The organism is Saccharopolyspora sp. NPDC050642 (assembly GCF_040654735.1).
Classification (GTDB): domain Bacteria; phylum Actinomycetota; class Actinomycetes; order Mycobacteriales; family Pseudonocardiaceae; genus Saccharopolyspora; species Saccharopolyspora elongata.
This window is the reverse complement of sequence record NZ_JBFAIN010000002.1, coordinates 150,270-165,688: the sequence shown is the minus strand read 5'-3', so window position 1 is coordinate 165,688 and position 15,419 is coordinate 150,270. Positions and strand designations below refer to the sequence as shown.

Below are 15,419 nucleotides of genomic sequence, written 5' to 3'. Positions count from 1 at the left end.
TGGGTGGCGATTTCGGCGCGGTCAGGCCGTCCCGTTCTGGAGCGGCCCCTGAACCGGGATTCCGATTTTGCCTGGAACCGGGAACTGCTCAGCTGCGGCGGGGGAGGGCGGCGATGAGGATCGAGCCCAGGAGCAGCAGCGCCGTGCCGGTCCAGAACAGCGGGATCACGTAGTACGAGCTGCTGGTCAGGGCGAGCGGCGGAGCGTCCGGGAAGTGGGCCGACGGGCCGGTCCCCGCCGGCGGCGCGACCGCCGCCGAGCCGTCGCAGTCCACGCCGCCGGCCGGAGCCCCGGCGCGGACGATCTGCTCGCCGAAGGTGATCTGCACCAGCGAAGTCGGGAGCCCCACCGGGTGGCCGCGCAGCAGCTGCAGGTCGAAGAGCTTCGCCGCCGCCCGGACCTCGGTGCCGACGACGTCGTGCCGGAGTTCCCCGACGCTCATCCGCAGCACACCGGCGTCCGCGATCCGCTGGTCCAGCCCGGGCAGCGGCAGGTCCAGGTCCGGATGCGCCGCATCGAGCACGCCGAGTTCCTCGCCGCCCTGGCTGACCCGCAGCACCGGCGCCTTGTAGTCCACAGTGGACGTCGAGGGGGCGCCGGTGGCCGTGGCGACCAGCCGGGGCTCGCCGACGACGTCGACGCGGATCTCCTGCGAGGTCCCGGCGAACAGCCGAACGCTCGCAACCTGCAGGGTCGAGGTCGACTGCACGGCCTTGCCGGTCTGCCCGGCGACGGAAACCAGCTGCACGTTGGAATGCGCGTTGACGACATCCGGCACGTGCAGCAAGGACCCGGTGCCGTCCGCGGTGGGTGCCCCGCTCAGGAGCCCGTCCAGCGACAGCCCGCCGGGCAGCGCGTTGACCGCCGAAGCGCTGCCCAGCGACATCCGGGCATCGGCGATCGGTGACACGCACGGCCCGGCCTGCTCGTCCCAGCGCGCATGCACGCTGCCGTCCAAGCCGTTGAGCTTGACCAGCTGATCGGCCGGCGACGCGGGCACGGGGAGACCGCCGCTGGTCGGCGCGGCGTGATCGGGCAGCGCGGTCTGCGCCAGCCCGGTCGGCATCTGCGGCGTCTTGCCCAACAGCGCCACGCCGAACGGCGAGGCTTCGGCGATGGCCCGCTCGTGGGCGAAGAATGCGGTGGAGTTCGCCTGCGCGATCGCCCGGCCCATCCCGGCCTCGGCCGCGGACTGCTTGGGCAACTGCTCCTCGAACTCGGGATCGTCGATGACGGAGTCGGTCGGCACGGTGTCCGGCAGGATGCGCACGATCCCGACCATGGTGCCGGCATCGGCGACGATCGGACCGGGAGCCGAGGTCGGCACGGACGCCGGAGGCTGCCCGGGGTTCTCGGGCGCGGGGATGGGCGTGGTCGGCGGCGTGCTCTGCGCGAAGGCGGCGGGCAACGACAACCCGGCGAGGGCCAGCCCCACGGCGGAACACGTGCTGAAGCGGCGAAGAGCCCGCATCCGGCGACCTCCCGATCGCGTGACAGGAATCACTGCCGATCCAACGAGCCCAAGCCCGGGAGGTGACGGAAGAAGTTGACGAGAGCCCCCGGCAAGAGGTGGGATCCCGCCGGGAGTCGGAGTGTGGGAGTTCCCTGGCCGGGCTCCTGACCAGGGAAAACCGGGAGGGTGTGGAGCGGCGGGGGCCGAGAACGACCTCGGGTCCGGGCCAGCTACACTTGACCACGCAACGCCGCCTTAGCTCAGTCGGCTAGAGCGACGCACTCGTAATGCGTAGGTCAAGGGTTCGATTCCCTTAGGCGGCTCGCTCGGAAGACCGCAGGATCACTCAGGTGACCTGCGGTTTTTCTTTTGCCCTGGGCGAGGTGGCGTGCGCAGCTTCCCCGCGAACGTCTATGCGTGCCCATCGGTACCGGTGCGCGTCCGTGGAACCAGTCGGATCGCTGTCGCAACCCGTCCGGATCACTTTCAGCTCAATCAGATCAGCGCGCATGAGCCGGGTAGCGACCGGACGCCAGCCCCTACGCGCGTACGCGTGAGGCCGGGCCGTGGGCACGGCTGCAACTGGTCGACACCTACCAACTCGTACTCGCCGACAGGAAGTAGTCATGAACATGGCCCGGCCATCGCGTTCAAGGCCGAGCACTTGCGCCGCGAACCCAACTGCCGCAGCCGGGTCTCAACGGGGCTTGGTCATGAACACGGCCCCTGCGATGTGGCCGGGCACGTGCGGGGCTGGCGTCAGTTGGTAGCCGGCCCGCTGGTAGGTGCGGATGTTGCGCTGGCTTGTGCCGCCAGTGAACAGCACGAACCGGCGCACCGACGTTGGGGCCTGGGCTTCGATCAGGGCCAGCAGCGCGGACCCGATGCCGTTGCCCGCCAGGTCGGGGGCGACCATGAGACGGCCGACCTGCCAGTCCTGCTCGCCTTCCATCCGTCCACGCACGGCGGCGACCAGACGTCCGCCTCGACGCACGACGAGGGTCGTCCAGGACTGTGCCCAGGCAAGGACCTGGTCGTGGGTCTCATGCAGAGCGGGCACATCCAGCGTGTTGTTCCCGATGGCCTCTGAGACCCAGCAGCAGCGCTGCAACACGACCAGCTCGGCCAGGTCCTGCGGAGCGAACAGGCTCGTAACCGCCCCGGGCAGAACCTCGGCCAGAGCATCGTCTAACGGAAGAGCAGGCATGGCCATGATCGTATGCGGCAGAGGCGTGCGCAGAGGGCCACGGGGACAGGCCCTAAATTGAGCTATCGTGCATGGATGCTCGATTGACCAAACTCGTAAAAAAGAGTTTCTGGAAGAAATTCTCCAGGGATAACGAGCCCGCAGGCATGGCAGAGCTGGTCGGCACGTGTTCGTCGTGCAGTGCATCGGCCCGGTGCGGAAGCCTTCGATGAGGCTTGGGTGGCGCCCCGGCCTCGGCGTTTGATCTCGTCGTCGGTTATCGCTGGGGTGGCATCGGGATTTCGCGCAACGGTTGACCGCCGTCGACGAACAGCCGGCCACCGGGTACCAATGCGGCGGCTATGCGCTCCAGCGCGCGTCGCCCCGCTTCTGGATGGCGGCCATCGAGTGCGCCCACGCGTACCGCGAAGACGATGTCGAAGGGAGCCTCACCGGGTTCCAGCGCGAAATCTTCCGCCGTGATCTGCCGGACGCTCATGTGGCCCGAGGCGATCTCCTGGGCCGAGGCCGTCTTGGCTTGAGCGATCGCCTTGGCAGAACGGTCGATCGCGAGGATGTGCCCCGAAGTCAACCGCGCCGCCACGGCGCGCGCGGCGGCGCCCGGTCCGCACCCGATCTCCAGAACTCGCGCCTGCGGCGTAAGCGGCAGCGCGTCCACGATCTCGCCGAGACGAGGCGAGAGATCTCTTGGCATAGGCCGAGCCTAGGGCGAAATCAGTGAACGGGAAGGCGACCGGTCTTCGAGGCCGGGTTCGGCCGCCGAATCCGGCGGGGTGTAGGTCGGCGCGCGGGACGCGCCAAGCCGCCCCGCGCGATCGGGGAGGCTCATTGGCCAGCCGTTCCCCACGATCCTGACTCTCCAGGCATCCGCGATGCCCGTTCGGGCAGTGGAACCGAAGTGGTGATCGTTTTTGCCGACTGCGGACAACCGCCGTGGTCCCGGCACGTCTGTTTGATCGAAGAGTCGGAAAACAACCCGGTTGCAGGAGAGACAGATGCGCAAGATCAGTCGTATGGCCGTTCTGATCCCCGGTGGGTTGCTGGCCGCGGCGGTGTTCGTGAGCGGGTGCACGTCCCTGGCCGGGCAGTCGGCATCGACCCCGCCCGGACCGGCGGCAGGCGTCGCGAGTGCCGGGGGTACGGCCAGTTCGGAGACGGGCGCCGGGGCAGACGTCGTGGCCTCGAACAGGTACACCGTCGACATTGCCGTCGATCTGGAGTTCGCCAAGGACAACGGGGACTGGATGGTCTTCTACGTCGAAGGCAAGTGGGACGACTCCTCCATGGCGGCTCCCCACCCGGTCAGCGCAGGCGGACCGACTCAGGTGGTCGCGCTCGCTCCGGATGTCGAGTTGCTGAGCCCGTTCGAAGGCGCCACGCCGACCGCCGAGCCCCAGCTCGACTCGGAGGGACTGGGGGTAGTGCCGATCACCTTGGACGACTTCATCCAGCAGAACAACCAGTCGGCCAAGATCTGGTTCGATGAGAGCGGCCAGGTCATCAAGATCGCCGCGCGGTACCAGCCCTGACCCAGTCCCATCGCAGCGAGTTCGTGCCTCCGAACGGTCCGGCGGACGACGCCTGAGGGCGGTTTCCGGTCAAGAAGCGCACTGAATCTCTTTGGTCGGGCGGACCGGATAGCCGACGTGAGTGGTCGGCTATCCGGGTTCGGGCGAGCCGACCGTGCTTGGGCGCCTGGTTCAGCTGGTTCTTTCTGGTTGCCAGATCGTGGTTCGGAGGTCCGTTCCTCGGACCAGTTGGATTCGCCAGGGGGTTATTCGGATCACCGCGTACTCCGGGTCTTCCGGGCCTCCGCGCCAGTAGTGGATCGGGTCGTAGCCCACTCCTCGCGGGCCTCCTTCGACGTACACGTTCCAGGCGTGGCGCTTGGACTCCTCGTCGTCCGCCCAGGCCGAGGTGCTGTCCACGAAGACCGCGTTCTGGCGCGGGTTCCAGTACGAGTACGTCGTGTGCGGGTTGTTGGCGAGGTGTGCCGTCTTGATCGGCGTCTTGTAGGCCGCGAGCCAGCCGACCGGTTGTCCGTCGACGACTTCCCAGACCGGGAGCAGGACCCTGGCCCGGGGGCGGTGCCGGCTGTCGACGGTGATCATCGTGGCGTACTTGATGTCGCGGATGTAGCTGTTGAACGTGTCCTGGATGTCCGCGAAGTCGGTCGTCCTGGTGGTCATGCCGGGCTCCTGTGCGGTCAGTGCGTGGTGAGGATCTTGGCGTCGCCCCGCTCGATCGCCGGGCTCTTGCGGGGCCGCAGCCCGAACGCGCTGATGAGGCCGGCGATCAGCGCGGCGGCGAGCGGAACGACGAGGGCTGCGTGGTAGCCGTCGAGCATCGCGGCCGGGGTTTCGGAGGCCGTGGCGGCGATGTTGACGGCCGTGACCGTCGACAGCCCGAGCGCGGCACCGAACTGGAACGACGTGTAGAGGAGACCGCCCGCCAGGCCTTGGTCGGCCTCGTCGATCCCGTCGGTGGCGACGATGGTGACGATGGTGAGCGGCCCGTACACCAGCGAGAACGCGAGGCTGAGCAGGATCAGGCTGGGGAGCATCATCAGGTACGCCCAGTCCGCGCCGACCGGCAGGAACAGCGCGTACGCCAGCGCGGCGAGCAGCAGCCCGCCGAAGATCACCCGGGCATTGCCGAACCGGTTGACCAGCTTGGGGGTGAGCGTGGGCGAGAGGACGGCGTCGAGGCCGATCACGATCATCGCGAAGCTGGTCTGCAGCGTCGACCAGCCGCGCAGTTCCTGCAGGTACAGCACCACGAGGAACTGGAATCCGAAGAACGCGCCGACGAAGAGCACCCCGATGGCGTTGGCGCGGACCACCGCCCCGGAGCGGAAGATGCCCAGCCGGACGAGCGGCGCGGCGGCTCGGCGTTCGATGGCGATGAAGGCGGCGAGGAAGGCCAACCCCGCGGCGAACGTGCCCAGCGTCCAGCCGATTCCGGTGTGCGTGGCGCGCTCGACGCCGAGGACGAGCAGCACGATGGCGGCGGTGATGGTGATGCCGCCGGCCAGGTCGATGCGCTGGCCGGTCCGTTCGGGGCGCGGTGGCTTGGGCACCAGGGCGAGCGCGGCGACCAGGATGAGCAACGACATCGCGACCGGCGCGAAGAACACCCACCGCCAGTGGATGGAGGTGAGCAGGCCGCCGACGACCAGCCCGATCGAGAAGCCACCGGCCGCCGTGCCGGAGTAGATCAGCAGGGCCTTGTTGCGCTGCGGGCCTTCTTCGAAGCTGGTGGTGATGATCGAAAGTCCGGCCGGGGTCATGAAGGCGGCGGCGACGCCGGTGACGAACCGGGCGACGATCAGCATCCAGCCTTCGGAGGCGAGCCCGCCGAGACCGGAGAAGAGCAGGAAGACGGCCAGCCAGCAGACGAACATCCGGCGCCGTCCGAAGAGGTCGGCGGCCCGGCCGCCGACCAGCATGAATCCGCCGTAGCCGAGGACGTAGGCGCTCATCACCCACTGCAGTTCGCCGGTGGACATACCTAGTTCGGCCCTGATGGCGGGGAGGGCCACGTTGAGCATCGCCACGTCGATGCCTTCCAGGAAGATCGCTCCGCACATGGCGAAGAGCACTCCCCAGTCGCGCGCACGCATCTGAATTCCTCGTTCTCGTTGGAAAAAACCTGGTACCACCACGATCTGTCGAGGCGTGCGGGCGAACAACGGCGAAGATCTCGACATTCGTTCAGCCAGGCTTACCGGTCTCCCGCCGGGGACATCACTTCGGTTCCTGGCATGCGGCGAACATGTGCACTGGACGCTCTGAAGCGGCTGCCGAACGTGGTGCGGGTGGAGGTCGGCCGCGCCGAGCCGTTCACGCAAAGAGCTTTCGGGAACCCGGGTGCTACGGAGCGACCGGGCGCTCGAAGAAGGTCTCCAGCACGACGGTGGCCTGCGTGCCGCTGACACCTTCGATCGCGTACATGCGGCGCAGCACGTCCTGGAGTTGCTCCGTCGTCGAAGTCCTGACCTTGACCAGGATCGAAGCGCTGCCTGCGATGACGTGCGCTTCTTGGATCTCCGGAATGGCCGCGAACTGGTCGCCGGAGTCGCCCACCCACTTCGTCGAGTCCACCATGACGAAGGCGAGCACGCCCCGTCCGATCGCCGCGGGGTCGACTTCGACGACGGTCCGGCGAATGACGCCTCGCTCGCGGAGCTTGCGCACGCGGTCGTGCGTTGCCCCAGCGGACAGCCCGACTGCCTGCCCCAGCTCGGCATACGGCCGCGTGGCGTCCTGCTGGAGGATGGCGAGCAACTGCCGATCGACGTCGTCCAACGTATCTCCTTCAGTGAACATCTTGATCTGCCGAACCTCATTCTGCATAGTTTGGGTCAGCCAGATCAGCATTCGGCTCGATGATGGGGGCGGCGGCATGCTCGGCGAGCGACCGCAGTTGTACGAGATCCTCGATGACCGGTTCCGCACGGGCAGGTGCCACGCGGGCGACTCGAAGCTGGAGACCCTCTTCGAAGGCTGCCGCTGGGCCGAGGGGCCCGTCTACGTCCCGGCCGGGCGATACCTGGTGTGGAGCGACATCCCCAACGATCGCCTGCTCCGCTGGGATGAGACCACCGGCGAAGTCGGCGTCTTCCGCTCGCCCGCCGGTCACCCCAACGGCAACACCTTGGACGGCGAGGGCCGCCTCATCACCTGCGAGCAGGGCAACCGCCGCGTCACCCGCACCGAGCACGACGGTTCGATCACCGTGATCGCCGACCGCTTCCAGGACAAGCGGTTCAACAGCCCGAACGACGCCGCCGTGCGGTCCGACGGTTCGATCTGGTTCTCCGACCCCGACTTCGGGATCATCACCGACTACGAGGGGCATCGCGCCGAGAGCGAGATCGGCGCGTGCAACATCTACCGCGCGGACCCCGTGAGCGGCGAGGTGCGCATGGTCGCCGACGGCTTCCGCGGCCCCAACGGCCTGGTCTTCTCGCCCGACGAGAGCCGGCTGCTCGTCTCGGACAGCCGGGCCAACCACATCCGGGGCTTCGACGTCCAGGACAACGGCACCCTCACCGGCGGCGACGTCTTCACCGAGTGCGCGATCGGCAACTTCGACAACATCCGCTTTGACGACGCCGGCCGGCTCTGGGCCGCAGCGATGGACGGCGGCGTGCACTGCTACGACCCGGACGGCACGCTCCTCGGCCGCCTCCTGGTCCCCGACGTCGTCGCCAACATCCGCTTCGGCGGGGCCAAGCGGAACCGCATGTTCATCGCCGCCGACACCGCGCTCTACTCCGTCGTCATGTCCGTCACCGGCACCCCGCCGCTGCCGGGCGCGTAACCGGGAGCAAGGAGCCGGAAGCCGCAGGCTGCGCGTGGCCCGCGGCTTCCGGCGTTACCGGCAGTGGGAACACGGCCGGTCGAACCAGGCGCTCCGTCCTCGCCCTGGTCGTACTTCCTGATGTTCTGCCGCTGCGTGCTGATCTTGTCGTCGATCAGGCCTTCCGGGCCGTCCTTGCACACGTAGACGTGCACGTTCGCGGTGTCCATTGCGGACAGTCCGCCCTGCTCGAACAGCTCGGTGTGGGTTCAGCCGCCGCGTTCGGTGCTGCTGCGTTCCACGCAGAACTCGTTGGATTCCGGGTCCAGCAGGGTGACCCAGCCGAGGCCGTCAGCGGTTCGGTGGTCTTCGTAGAGCGTTGCGCCGAGGCCGAGGATGCGCTCCACTTCCTCATCGCGGAGTCGCTCGGTGGGCATCCAGTCGAAGTGGATCCGGTTCTTGACCGCTTTTCCCTCGGGGACGCGGAGGAAGAGCAGTCCTGGCACGGGAGATGGTGCCTCCAGCAGCACCTCGGGGTCGCCGGGCCGGTCTTCGCCGGAGATCGGCCATCCGGTCACCTTGCTCCAGAACGTCGCCAGCCCGTAGGGATCGGCGCAATCGATGGAGACATGGCGAAGGATCATGGCGCCCACCGTAGTCGGCCGATCACGGTATTAGTCCAGAACTCGACCGGTTAATGGTTCGACTCGGCCTTGCCGGGGCCGGAACACTGTGGGCGTTCGTCGAGCGAAGGGGATTGCTGTGGTTGAGCGGATCGATCCGCCCGTGGTCGGGGGCGAGCGGGAGATGTTGCGGGCCTACCTCGACTTCCACCGGGCCACTCTGGCCATGAAGTGCGAGGGGCTGTCCGACGCCGACCTTCGGCGGCGGTCGATGCCGCCGTCGACGCTCTCGCTGCTCGGCCTGGTGCGGCACATGGCCGAGGTGGAGCGCACCTGGTTCCGGCGGGTGATCAACCGGGAGGACATTCCGCTGGTGTGGTCGGACGACGGTGACTTCCAGGTCTCCTACGACGCGAGCGCGTCCACCCGCGCCGAGGCGTTCGGCGCCTGGCAGGCGGAGGTCGAGCACTCGCGCCGGATCGAAGCCGCCGCCGAGTCGCTCGACGTGACCGCGCCCCAGCCGAGGTGGGGCAAGGACGTGTCGCTGCGGCTGGTGATGCTGCACCTCATCCACGAGTACGCCCGGCACAACGGCCACGCGGATTTCCTGCGGGAGGGCATCGACGGGGTCGTCGGGGCCTGAGCGCGCCCGGGAACCGTCAGCCGCACGTGCGGGACAGGACCGTCCGCGCCGCCTTCCGCAGAGCGGCGACGAACGGTTTGTCGTGGTTGGCGGGCAGCCAGGCCAGCGCGGACGTCCACGGCTCCAGGTCGGTGACGTCCACATAGGACACCCCTGGTCGCGGGTACAGCTCCCGGCCGACCGTCGGCGGGAAGAGCAGCCCGCCGCCCATGGCGATCAACTGCAGGCCGCTCTCGAAGTCGCCCATCGCGTGCGGGCTGTACCGGGCGGGACGGCCGCCCGGACGCGGGTCGACGGCCCAGAAGTCCTGGTAGACCTTGGGAACCCGGTCCGACCAGCCGATGTGCTCCCGGTCGGCGAGGTCGGCCAGCGCCAGCGGGCCCTCGGCGGCCAGCGGGTCGTCGGCGGGCATCGCCGCGCACCGCGGGCCGCTGTCCAGCGGAAGCGCCCGGATGCCGTTCGGGATCGGCAGGAACAGGAACGCCGCGTCCACGTCGCCGCGCGAAACGGCTTCGGTGGCGTCGAATCCGGTGCGCAACACCTGGACGTCCAGCTGCGGCAGGAGGCGCCGGAGTTCGTCCAGGATCGCCGGAATCGGCGGCAGGGAGCTGATCGCCTCGAACGAGCCGATGACGATCCGTCCGGAGCCGGCCTGCGCGTCGGCCTCGCGGCGCAGCTCCTGCATCGCGTGCACCACCGCCCGCATCCGCGTCTGCAGCGCCTCGCCGGCGGCGCTCAGCGCCACTCGGCGGGAGGTCCGGTCGACCAGCGCCACCCCGAGGTCGCGCTCCAGCGACTTGATGTGGCGGGAGAACGTGGGCTGGGCCATGAACGCGCGTGCCGCGGCGCGGCCGAAGTGCAGTTCTTCGGCCAGGAGCAGGAACAACCGGATCTGCTGGATGCTCGGGTTCCCCGAACCGCCCAGCTTCGCCATAGCCGCGAGGCTATCAATCCGCCGCGAAGCCGCATCGAAGATCCCTTTCGCGGACGGCCTCGCCCGCGAAAGACTCCACCTGCCACTGGGGGAAAGGTGCGGGCGCCCCGGTCGGATACCACCGACCGGGGCGCCGCTGCTCGTCACGCCGGGACCGGCTCCCGGCGCTTGCCGGTCCGGAGGCTGAAGGCGCCGATCGCGGTGGCGATCAGGGCCGCGGCGAAGGGGACGGCGAGCGCCGCGCGGAAGCCGTCGAGCGGCGTTCCGGGCGCGGCGACGTTGACCGCGGCGGCGCCGGCGAGGCCGAGCGCCGCGCCGAACTGGAACGACGTGTAGAGCAGGCCGCCGGCGAGGCCCTGTTCGGAGTCCTCGACGCCGTCGGTCGCGACGATGGTCAGCGGGCCGTACATCAGCGCGAACCCCACGCCGAGTATCACCAGGCCCGGGGCCATCGCGGCGTACATCCAGTCGGCGCCGAGCGGCAGGAACAGCGCGTACCCGAGCGCGGAGAGCAGCAGGCCGCCGAAGATCAGCCGGGCGTTGCCGAACCGCCGGACCAGCCAGGGCGTGAGCGTGGGCGCGAGCACCGCGTCGAGGCCGAGAGCGATCAGCGCGAAGCTGGTCTGCAGCGTCGACCAGCCGCGCAGCTCCTGCAGGTACAGCACCACCAGGAACTGGAAGCCGAAGAATCCGCTGAACAGCAGCAGCCCGATGGCGTTGGTGCGCAGCAGGGGAGCGCTGCGGAAGATGCCCAGCCGAACCAGTGGCGCGGCGGCGCGGCGTTCGATGGCGACGAACGCGGCCAGCAGGGCGCCGCCTGTCGCGAACGTGATCAGCGTCCACTCGATGCTGGTGTGCGTGGCGCGTTCGACGCCGAGCACGAGCAGCACGATGGCGGCGGTGATCGCGACGCCACCGGCCACGTCGACGCGCCCGGCGCGACGCTCCGGCTCCGATGACTCGGGCACCAGGGCGAGCGCGCCGACGAGGATGAGGAACGACATCGCGACCGGCGCGAAGAACACCCACCGCCAGCCGATCGCGGTGAGCAGGCCGCCGACGACCAGCCCGATCGAGAAGCCGCCCGCCGCCGTGCCGGAGTAGACGAGCAGGGCCTTGTTGCGCTCCGGGCCTTCCTCGAAGCTCGTGGTGATGATGGATAGCCCGGCAGGCGTCATGAAGGCGGCGGCGACACCGGTCACGAAACGGGCGACGATCAGCATCCAGCCTTCGGAGGCGAGCCCGCCCAGGCCGGAGAAGACCAGGAAGACGGCCAGCCAGCCGATGAACATCCGGCGGCGGCCGAACAGGTCCGCAGCCCGGCCTCCCCCCAGCATGAACCCGCCGTAGCCGAGGACGTAGGCGCTCATCACCCACTGCAGTTCGCCGGTGGACATGCCGAGTTCGGCGCGGATGGCGGGCAGCGCGACGTTGAGCATCGCCACGTCGATGCCTTCCAAGAAGATCGCCCCGCACAGGACCATCAGCACGCCCCAGTTGCGCGCAGTCATCTGCGATTCCTCAAAGGTGTGGGGAATTTCTGATGACACCAGCCTCGAGCCACCGCCCGCCGGGAACAACGGCGAAGGTCTCGACGTTCGTTCAACCAGGCTTACCGATAAGGAGGGCGGCGCATGGAGCGCGATGAACTGGAGTGCTTCCTGATCCTCGCCGAAGAGCTGCACTTCGGTCGGACCGCCGACCGGATGCGCCTGTCGCGGGCCAGGGTGAGCCAGCTCGTGCAGCGCCTCGAACGCCGCGTCGGCGCGCCGCTGTTCGCCCGGACGAGCCGCCGCGTCGCGCTCACCCCGCTCGGCCGCCAGCTCCGCGACGACCTCGAACCGCACCACCGCGCGATCGACGCCGCCCTGGCGCGTGCCGTGTCGAACGCGCGGAGCATCAACGGCGTGCTCCACGTCGGCTTCTCCAACCCGCTGGCCGGCGAGATCGTGTTGAAGGCGGCGGAGGCGATGCACACCGAGCACCCGGAGCTGGCCGTGGAGATCTGCGAGGTGCCGATGGCGGACCCGTACGGCCAGCTGCGCCGGGGCGAGTTCGACGTGCAGCTGACGGAGTTCCCGGTGCGCGAGGACGATCTCAGCGGGAGCCCGGGCCTGTTCACGGAGCCGCGCACGCTGGCGATCGCGGCCGATCACCCGCTGGCCGACAAGGACGCGGTGTCGGTGGAAGACCTCGTCGAGGTGCCGCTGCTGACCATCGACGGTGCGCTGCCGGACTACCTGCTGGAACACCACGTGCCGACGCACACGCCGAGCGGCCAGCCGATCGGCCGCGGCCCGGCGGTCACCAACATGCAGGAAGCGCTGATGCTCGTCGCGGCGGGCAAGGGCGCCTTGCTGTGCGCGGCGCACACCGCCACCTACTTCGCCAGGCCCGGCGTCTCGTACGTGCGGTTCATGGACGCCGAGCCGGTCGGATACGGCCTCGTCTGGCGATCGGCCGACAGCAACGGCGCGGTGCAAGCCTTCGCCCGCACCGCCAACGCGGTCGCGCGAGAGCTGGCGAGCCGCTAGGTCCCAGTGCCGACCGAACGGATTGGTCTGCGGAATCCGGATGGCGACGTACTCAGAATCTCGGTGAAGACCAGCGAGCAGCCTTGCCCGCGAACCCCTTCGTACCAGAGGAAATCGCTGCCGATTCGCTTGACCAGAGTGTTCAGGAGTGGTCTTGGCTTCTAAGAAGCTCGGGCTGCCGATGGCTTCGAGGAACGAGGGCCAGATGTTGCTACAGCTGGCCCTCGTCCCCTGTGCTATCGGCGGCGTACCGCTCCGATCAGGGTTGCGAGCACGCCGAGTGCGGAGAGGAAAACGCCGCCACTGAAGAGCACAACCTCTGGCAACGAAGCACCGGCGGCGCTCTTGATCATTCCGGCGGCCAGGGCGGCGACCAGACAAGTCAAGAACAGGACCAGAAGCCAAGGGAGCTTGGTGCTGGCATGGACAGGCTTGGACATCAGGCTTCCACTCCGTTGTTGGGGATTTTGGCGTGCATCAGATGCGCGGCGAGGATGCTGCGGTAGTCCTCCACCACGTTCGTGAGCTGTCGGACTGCGGCGAGCTGATCGTCGAGTTCGCGGAGAGATCGGCCGATGCGTCGTTGTTCGGACAGCGGAGGTAGGTCGATCGTCAGTTGGCGCAGTGTGGGGGCGTTGATGGTCGGGATGGCCGTGCTGGCCTTCGACATCCGTTGGAGCCAGTCCCGGACATGCGGCAGCGACAGGTAACCAAGAAGGTAGTGCGGGTCGACGAGGTCGCGTTTGAACTCATCCAGCCTCAGCAGGTTGGTGTGAAAATACAAGCCCTTCTGCTGATCCGTCACCAGGGCCACCTGTCCGATAGAGCCGGATCGAACACAGAGGATGTCGTCCTCGGCGAGCTTGAAAGCGCCTAGCGAGCTTTTCAGGCGGACCTCGTCTTGGCCCGTGATCCTGCGGTCGGCCAGATGTTTGGGTAGAACTAGGGGAATCGCGTGGCCGGGCGCTCGGTTCGCCGGCTTCAGCAACGAATTGGAAGGACCTGCCTGGACCCGGCACAGGGAATCCAGGGACCATTGCTCCAACTTGCCACTCGCAGGTTTCGCGGTTGACGGCACTTCCGTCACGATTGCTCGTCGCACTGCATCGCGCTGGCGCGCCACTTTCGCCAACTCGATGTCCAGGTGCTCAACCGTTGCCTGCTGCCAGTTCGTGGTTGTGACGTAGTTGGGCGGGTAGAACGAGAAGTTCTCGCGCTCGATCTCGGCGAGCTGCACAGACTTGGCAGGGGCTGCCCCGGGTTGGTCGATGGCGCGACCCGTGCGCCATGCGCGGTACGCTGCCAGAACCTGGTTTCGGGTTTCGTCGCCGAACATCCGTTGGCTACGTCCGTTGCGGCCACCCGTACTCGCGTCGATGAACAGCACTGGGGCGCCTGGGTTGGTGTTGCGGCGCAGGAGCCAGATGCAGACAGCGATGGGAGTCCGTCGGAATTGCTTCGGAGACAGTGCGACGACGGCTTCCAGCGCCCCTCTCTCAGCCAACGCTTTACGGATAGCTAGTTCGCGCGGATCGGCTGAAGTGCTCGCGATGTTCGGCAGTACGACGGCAGCTCTGCCGTCGCGTTCCAGCGAGTTGAAGCAGTGCTGGAGCCAAGCAAAGTTGTTGTTCCCTTTAGGGGGGGCGCCGAACGGCCACGTACCGGTCAAGATGTGCGCAGGCTGGTTGAATGGCGGGTTAGTCAGGATCAAATCGGCGTTTCGTGAAAGCTTTTCAGTCTCATCCCACGGTGTGCTACGCCCGCTGGACAGGGTGGCTGTGATGCCGTGCAGCATCAGGCGCAAGCCTGCTAAACGCATGGTGCTGTTGTCCGGGCTCGCGCCGTGCAACGTCGTACCACCGCGCGGGAGTGCTGCTGCGGCTGCGATGAGCATTTCGCCGCTGCGGGCATAGGGGTCATAGATCGTCTGGTGGGTAGTCGCCCCGTCGATGAGCAACTCCGCGGCCAGGGTGGTCACGCTGTGCGGCGTGAAGAAGTTCGTGCTGTTCAGGCTGGCCATGTCCTGGTACTTGTCGAGGAGGAGCTGGAAACCGGCTCGGCCCAACTCGGGTACCCGGTCGAGGACATCGACCAATGCTTTCGGGTCCGGGCGCAACGATGTGATCGCCTTGGCGAAGCCGGGTATGAAGCCGTTGTTCTTCAACAGATCATCGGTGGTGCGGCCGATGTGCTGGAGAATGGCGTTAACGGAGCTTTCCCGTGCGGCGCTGACGAGTCCGTCCCACTTCGACGGCGATAGGCAGGTCTTGAGGAGTGTGCTGCAGAAGAGCAGCTCCAGGTAGGCCACCTGCGACGTACCGCCCACACGCTTGCCGAGTTGGCCCGTCAACTCGGCGACGAGCGACTGTGCTGCCTCCTCATCGTCGACGGCGAGTACGCCAGCGCTCCGGGGTTGTGCCTCGGCCTTCAGCTTGGCTCGTGCCCGCGCGCCGTATGTGGTGCCGGGAGGTTCGTCCGGATTGCGCGCGTTAGAGCGGATCGTCCGCGAGTCGCCCCAGGCAAGTACCTCGGCGAGTTGGTAGTAGTCGGTGCCGTCGGAGCGGATCGGCGGCGGGAAAGAATCGTGCCGGTCGATCCAGTTCTTCACCGCTGCTCGTCCTACGTCGAACAGCTGAGCAATCTCTGCCTGCCGAATCCGCTTCTGCGGAAGAGAGCTTCTCGACACGGCGCGTACCCCTCCTGGTCGGGTGCATTCGGAAC

At 67.9% G+C, this 15,419-nt stretch carries 16 protein-coding genes and 1 tRNA gene; 5 read left to right on the top strand and 12 right to left on the bottom strand.

Annotated features, from left to right (window positions below; genetic code table 11):
* Positions 1-88 precede the first annotated feature (88 nt).
* Positions 89-1,471 carry a hypothetical protein gene (locus tag AB0H93_RS04475; RefSeq protein WP_358567307.1) on the bottom strand — a complete coding sequence of 461 codons (1,383 nt, stop codon included), beginning with the start codon at positions 1,469-1,471 and terminating at the stop codon, positions 89-91.
* Positions 1,472-1,702: 231 nt separating this feature from the next.
* Here AB0H93_RS04475 and AB0H93_RS04470 point away from each other — a divergent pair.
* A tRNA-Thr gene (locus tag AB0H93_RS04470) sits at positions 1,703-1,776 on the top strand.
* A 374-nt stretch (positions 1,777-2,150) separates the two neighbouring features.
* Here the strand turns inward: AB0H93_RS04470 and AB0H93_RS04465 are convergent.
* The gene (locus tag AB0H93_RS04465; protein ID WP_358567304.1) at positions 2,151-2,660 is read right to left on the bottom strand and encodes a GNAT family N-acetyltransferase; all 510 of its coding nucleotides are present in this window, start codon (positions 2,658-2,660) and stop codon (positions 2,151-2,153) included.
* Between the two features lie 256 nt (positions 2,661-2,916).
* On the bottom strand, positions 2,917-3,354 hold the full coding sequence (locus AB0H93_RS04460) for a methyltransferase domain-containing protein (RefSeq protein ID WP_358567301.1): 438 nt from the start codon (positions 3,352-3,354) through the stop codon (positions 2,917-2,919).
* A 301-nt stretch (positions 3,355-3,655) separates the two neighbouring features.
* Here AB0H93_RS04460 and AB0H93_RS04455 point away from each other — a divergent pair, with 301 nt between their 5' ends.
* Positions 3,656-4,189: a hypothetical protein gene (locus tag AB0H93_RS04455; RefSeq protein WP_358567298.1), complete on the top strand. Its 534-nt coding sequence runs from the start codon at positions 3,656-3,658 to the stop codon at positions 4,187-4,189.
* A gap of 171 nt (positions 4,190-4,360) precedes the next feature.
* On the opposite strand, the gene AB0H93_RS04450 is transcribed toward AB0H93_RS04455, so the two are convergent.
* The 3 genes from AB0H93_RS04450 to AB0H93_RS04440 all read right to left on the bottom strand — a co-directional run bounded on the left by AB0H93_RS04450 (position 4,361) and on the right by AB0H93_RS04440 (position 7,039).
* Complete coding sequence (locus AB0H93_RS04450; RefSeq protein WP_358567295.1) at positions 4,361-4,849, bottom strand: pyridoxamine 5'-phosphate oxidase family protein; 489 nt, start codon at positions 4,847-4,849, stop codon at positions 4,361-4,363.
* A 17-nt stretch (positions 4,850-4,866) separates the two neighbouring features.
* The gene (locus AB0H93_RS04445; protein ID WP_358567292.1) at positions 4,867-6,282 is read right to left on the bottom strand and encodes an MFS transporter; all 1,416 of its coding nucleotides are present in this window, start codon (positions 6,280-6,282) and stop codon (positions 4,867-4,869) included.
* 250 nt (positions 6,283-6,532) lie between these two features.
* A complete protein-coding gene (locus tag AB0H93_RS04440) occupies positions 6,533-7,039 on the bottom strand; it encodes an Lrp/AsnC family transcriptional regulator (protein WP_358567289.1) in 507 nt (168 codons plus the stop codon).
* Positions 7,040-7,064: 25 nt separating this feature from the next.
* Here AB0H93_RS04440 and AB0H93_RS04435 point away from each other — a divergent pair, with 25 nt between their 5' ends.
* The gene (locus tag AB0H93_RS04435; protein ID WP_358567286.1) at positions 7,065-7,985 is read left to right on the top strand and encodes an SMP-30/gluconolactonase/LRE family protein; all 921 of its coding nucleotides are present in this window, start codon (positions 7,065-7,067) and stop codon (positions 7,983-7,985) included.
* On the opposite strand, the gene AB0H93_RS04430 is transcribed toward AB0H93_RS04435, so the two are convergent.
* Both AB0H93_RS04430 and AB0H93_RS04425 read right to left on the bottom strand, forming a co-directional pair.
* Positions 7,934-8,194 carry a hypothetical protein gene (locus tag AB0H93_RS04430; RefSeq protein ID WP_358567283.1) on the bottom strand — a complete coding sequence of 87 codons (261 nt, stop codon included), beginning with the start codon at positions 8,192-8,194 and terminating at the stop codon, positions 7,934-7,936. The two genes, AB0H93_RS04435 and AB0H93_RS04430, sit on opposite strands and share 52 nt — an antisense overlap.
* A gap of 39 nt (positions 8,195-8,233) precedes the next feature.
* Entirely contained in the window at positions 8,234-8,608 is a 375-nt protein-coding gene (locus AB0H93_RS04425) for a VOC family protein (protein ID WP_358567280.1), read from the bottom strand.
* Between the two features lie 163 nt (positions 8,609-8,771).
* Here AB0H93_RS04425 and AB0H93_RS04420 point away from each other — a divergent pair, with 163 nt between their 5' ends.
* Complete coding sequence (locus AB0H93_RS04420) at positions 8,772-9,230, top strand: DinB family protein (protein ID WP_358568447.1); 459 nt, start codon at positions 8,772-8,774, stop codon at positions 9,228-9,230.
* Between the two features lie 16 nt (positions 9,231-9,246).
* Here the strand turns inward: AB0H93_RS04420 and AB0H93_RS04415 are convergent, their stop codons facing one another.
* On the bottom strand, positions 9,247-10,164 hold the full coding sequence (locus AB0H93_RS04415) for a LysR family transcriptional regulator (RefSeq protein WP_358567277.1): 918 nt from the start codon (positions 10,162-10,164) through the stop codon (positions 9,247-9,249).
* 143 nt (positions 10,165-10,307) lie between these two features.
* Complete coding sequence (locus AB0H93_RS04410; RefSeq protein WP_358567274.1) at positions 10,308-11,675, bottom strand: MFS transporter; 1,368 nt, start codon at positions 11,673-11,675, stop codon at positions 10,308-10,310.
* A 123-nt stretch (positions 11,676-11,798) separates the two neighbouring features.
* On the opposite strand from AB0H93_RS04410, the gene AB0H93_RS04405 reads away from it, so the two are divergent.
* Positions 11,799-12,698, top strand: coding sequence for a LysR family transcriptional regulator (locus AB0H93_RS04405; RefSeq protein WP_358567271.1), 900 nt, complete (start codon positions 11,799-11,801; stop codon positions 12,696-12,698).
* Positions 12,699-12,934: 236 nt separating this feature from the next.
* On the opposite strand, the gene AB0H93_RS04400 is transcribed toward AB0H93_RS04405, so the two are convergent.
* Together AB0H93_RS04400 and AB0H93_RS04395 are read right to left on the bottom strand one after the other, a co-directional pair.
* Positions 12,935-13,138 (bottom strand): hypothetical protein, encoded by a 204-nt coding sequence (locus AB0H93_RS04400; RefSeq protein WP_358567269.1) that lies wholly within the window; start codon positions 13,136-13,138, stop codon positions 12,935-12,937.
* A complete protein-coding gene (locus tag AB0H93_RS04395; RefSeq protein WP_358567266.1) occupies positions 13,138-15,306 on the bottom strand; it encodes an N-6 DNA methylase in 2,169 nt (722 codons plus the stop codon). The genes AB0H93_RS04400 and AB0H93_RS04395 overlap by 1 nt, the downstream gene beginning before the upstream one ends.
* Positions 15,307-15,419: the final 113 nt, after the last annotated feature.

Coding starts and splice junctions, on each gene's coding strand:
- AB0H93_RS04445 (WP_358567292.1), bottom strand. CDS start 6,282: ATGCGTGCGCGCGACTGGGGAGTGCTCTTCGCCATGTGCGGAGCGATC.
- AB0H93_RS04465 (WP_358567304.1), bottom strand. CDS start 2,660: ATGCCTGCTCTTCCGTTAGACGATGCTCTGGCCGAGGTTCTGCCCGGG.
- AB0H93_RS04400 (WP_358567269.1), bottom strand. CDS start 13,138: ATGTCCAAGCCTGTCCATGCCAGCACCAAGCTCCCTTGGCTTCTGGTC.
- AB0H93_RS04435 (WP_358567286.1), top strand. CDS start 7,065: ATGCTCGGCGAGCGACCGCAGTTGTACGAGATCCTCGATGACCGGTTC.
- AB0H93_RS04450 (WP_358567295.1), bottom strand. CDS start 4,849: ATGACCACCAGGACGACCGACTTCGCGGACATCCAGGACACGTTCAAC.
- AB0H93_RS04475 (WP_358567307.1), bottom strand. CDS start 1,471: ATGCGGGCTCTTCGCCGCTTCAGCACGTGTTCCGCCGTGGGGCTGGCC.
- AB0H93_RS04430 (WP_358567283.1), bottom strand. CDS start 8,194: ATGGACACCGCGAACGTGCACGTCTACGTGTGCAAGGACGGCCCGGAA.
- AB0H93_RS04410 (WP_358567274.1), bottom strand. CDS start 11,675: ATGACTGCGCGCAACTGGGGCGTGCTGATGGTCCTGTGCGGGGCGATC.
- AB0H93_RS04405 (WP_358567271.1), top strand. CDS start 11,799: ATGGAGCGCGATGAACTGGAGTGCTTCCTGATCCTCGCCGAAGAGCTG.
- AB0H93_RS04460 (WP_358567301.1), bottom strand. CDS start 3,354: ATGCCAAGAGATCTCTCGCCTCGTCTCGGCGAGATCGTGGACGCGCTG.
- AB0H93_RS04440 (WP_358567289.1), bottom strand. CDS start 7,039: ATGCTGATCTGGCTGACCCAAACTATGCAGAATGAGGTTCGGCAGATC.
- AB0H93_RS04420 (WP_358568447.1), top strand. CDS start 8,772: ATGTTGCGGGCCTACCTCGACTTCCACCGGGCCACTCTGGCCATGAAG.
- AB0H93_RS04415 (WP_358567277.1), bottom strand. CDS start 10,164: ATGGCGAAGCTGGGCGGTTCGGGGAACCCGAGCATCCAGCAGATCCGG.
- AB0H93_RS04455 (WP_358567298.1), top strand. CDS start 3,656: ATGCGCAAGATCAGTCGTATGGCCGTTCTGATCCCCGGTGGGTTGCTG.
- AB0H93_RS04425 (WP_358567280.1), bottom strand. CDS start 8,608: ATGATCCTTCGCCATGTCTCCATCGATTGCGCCGATCCCTACGGGCTG.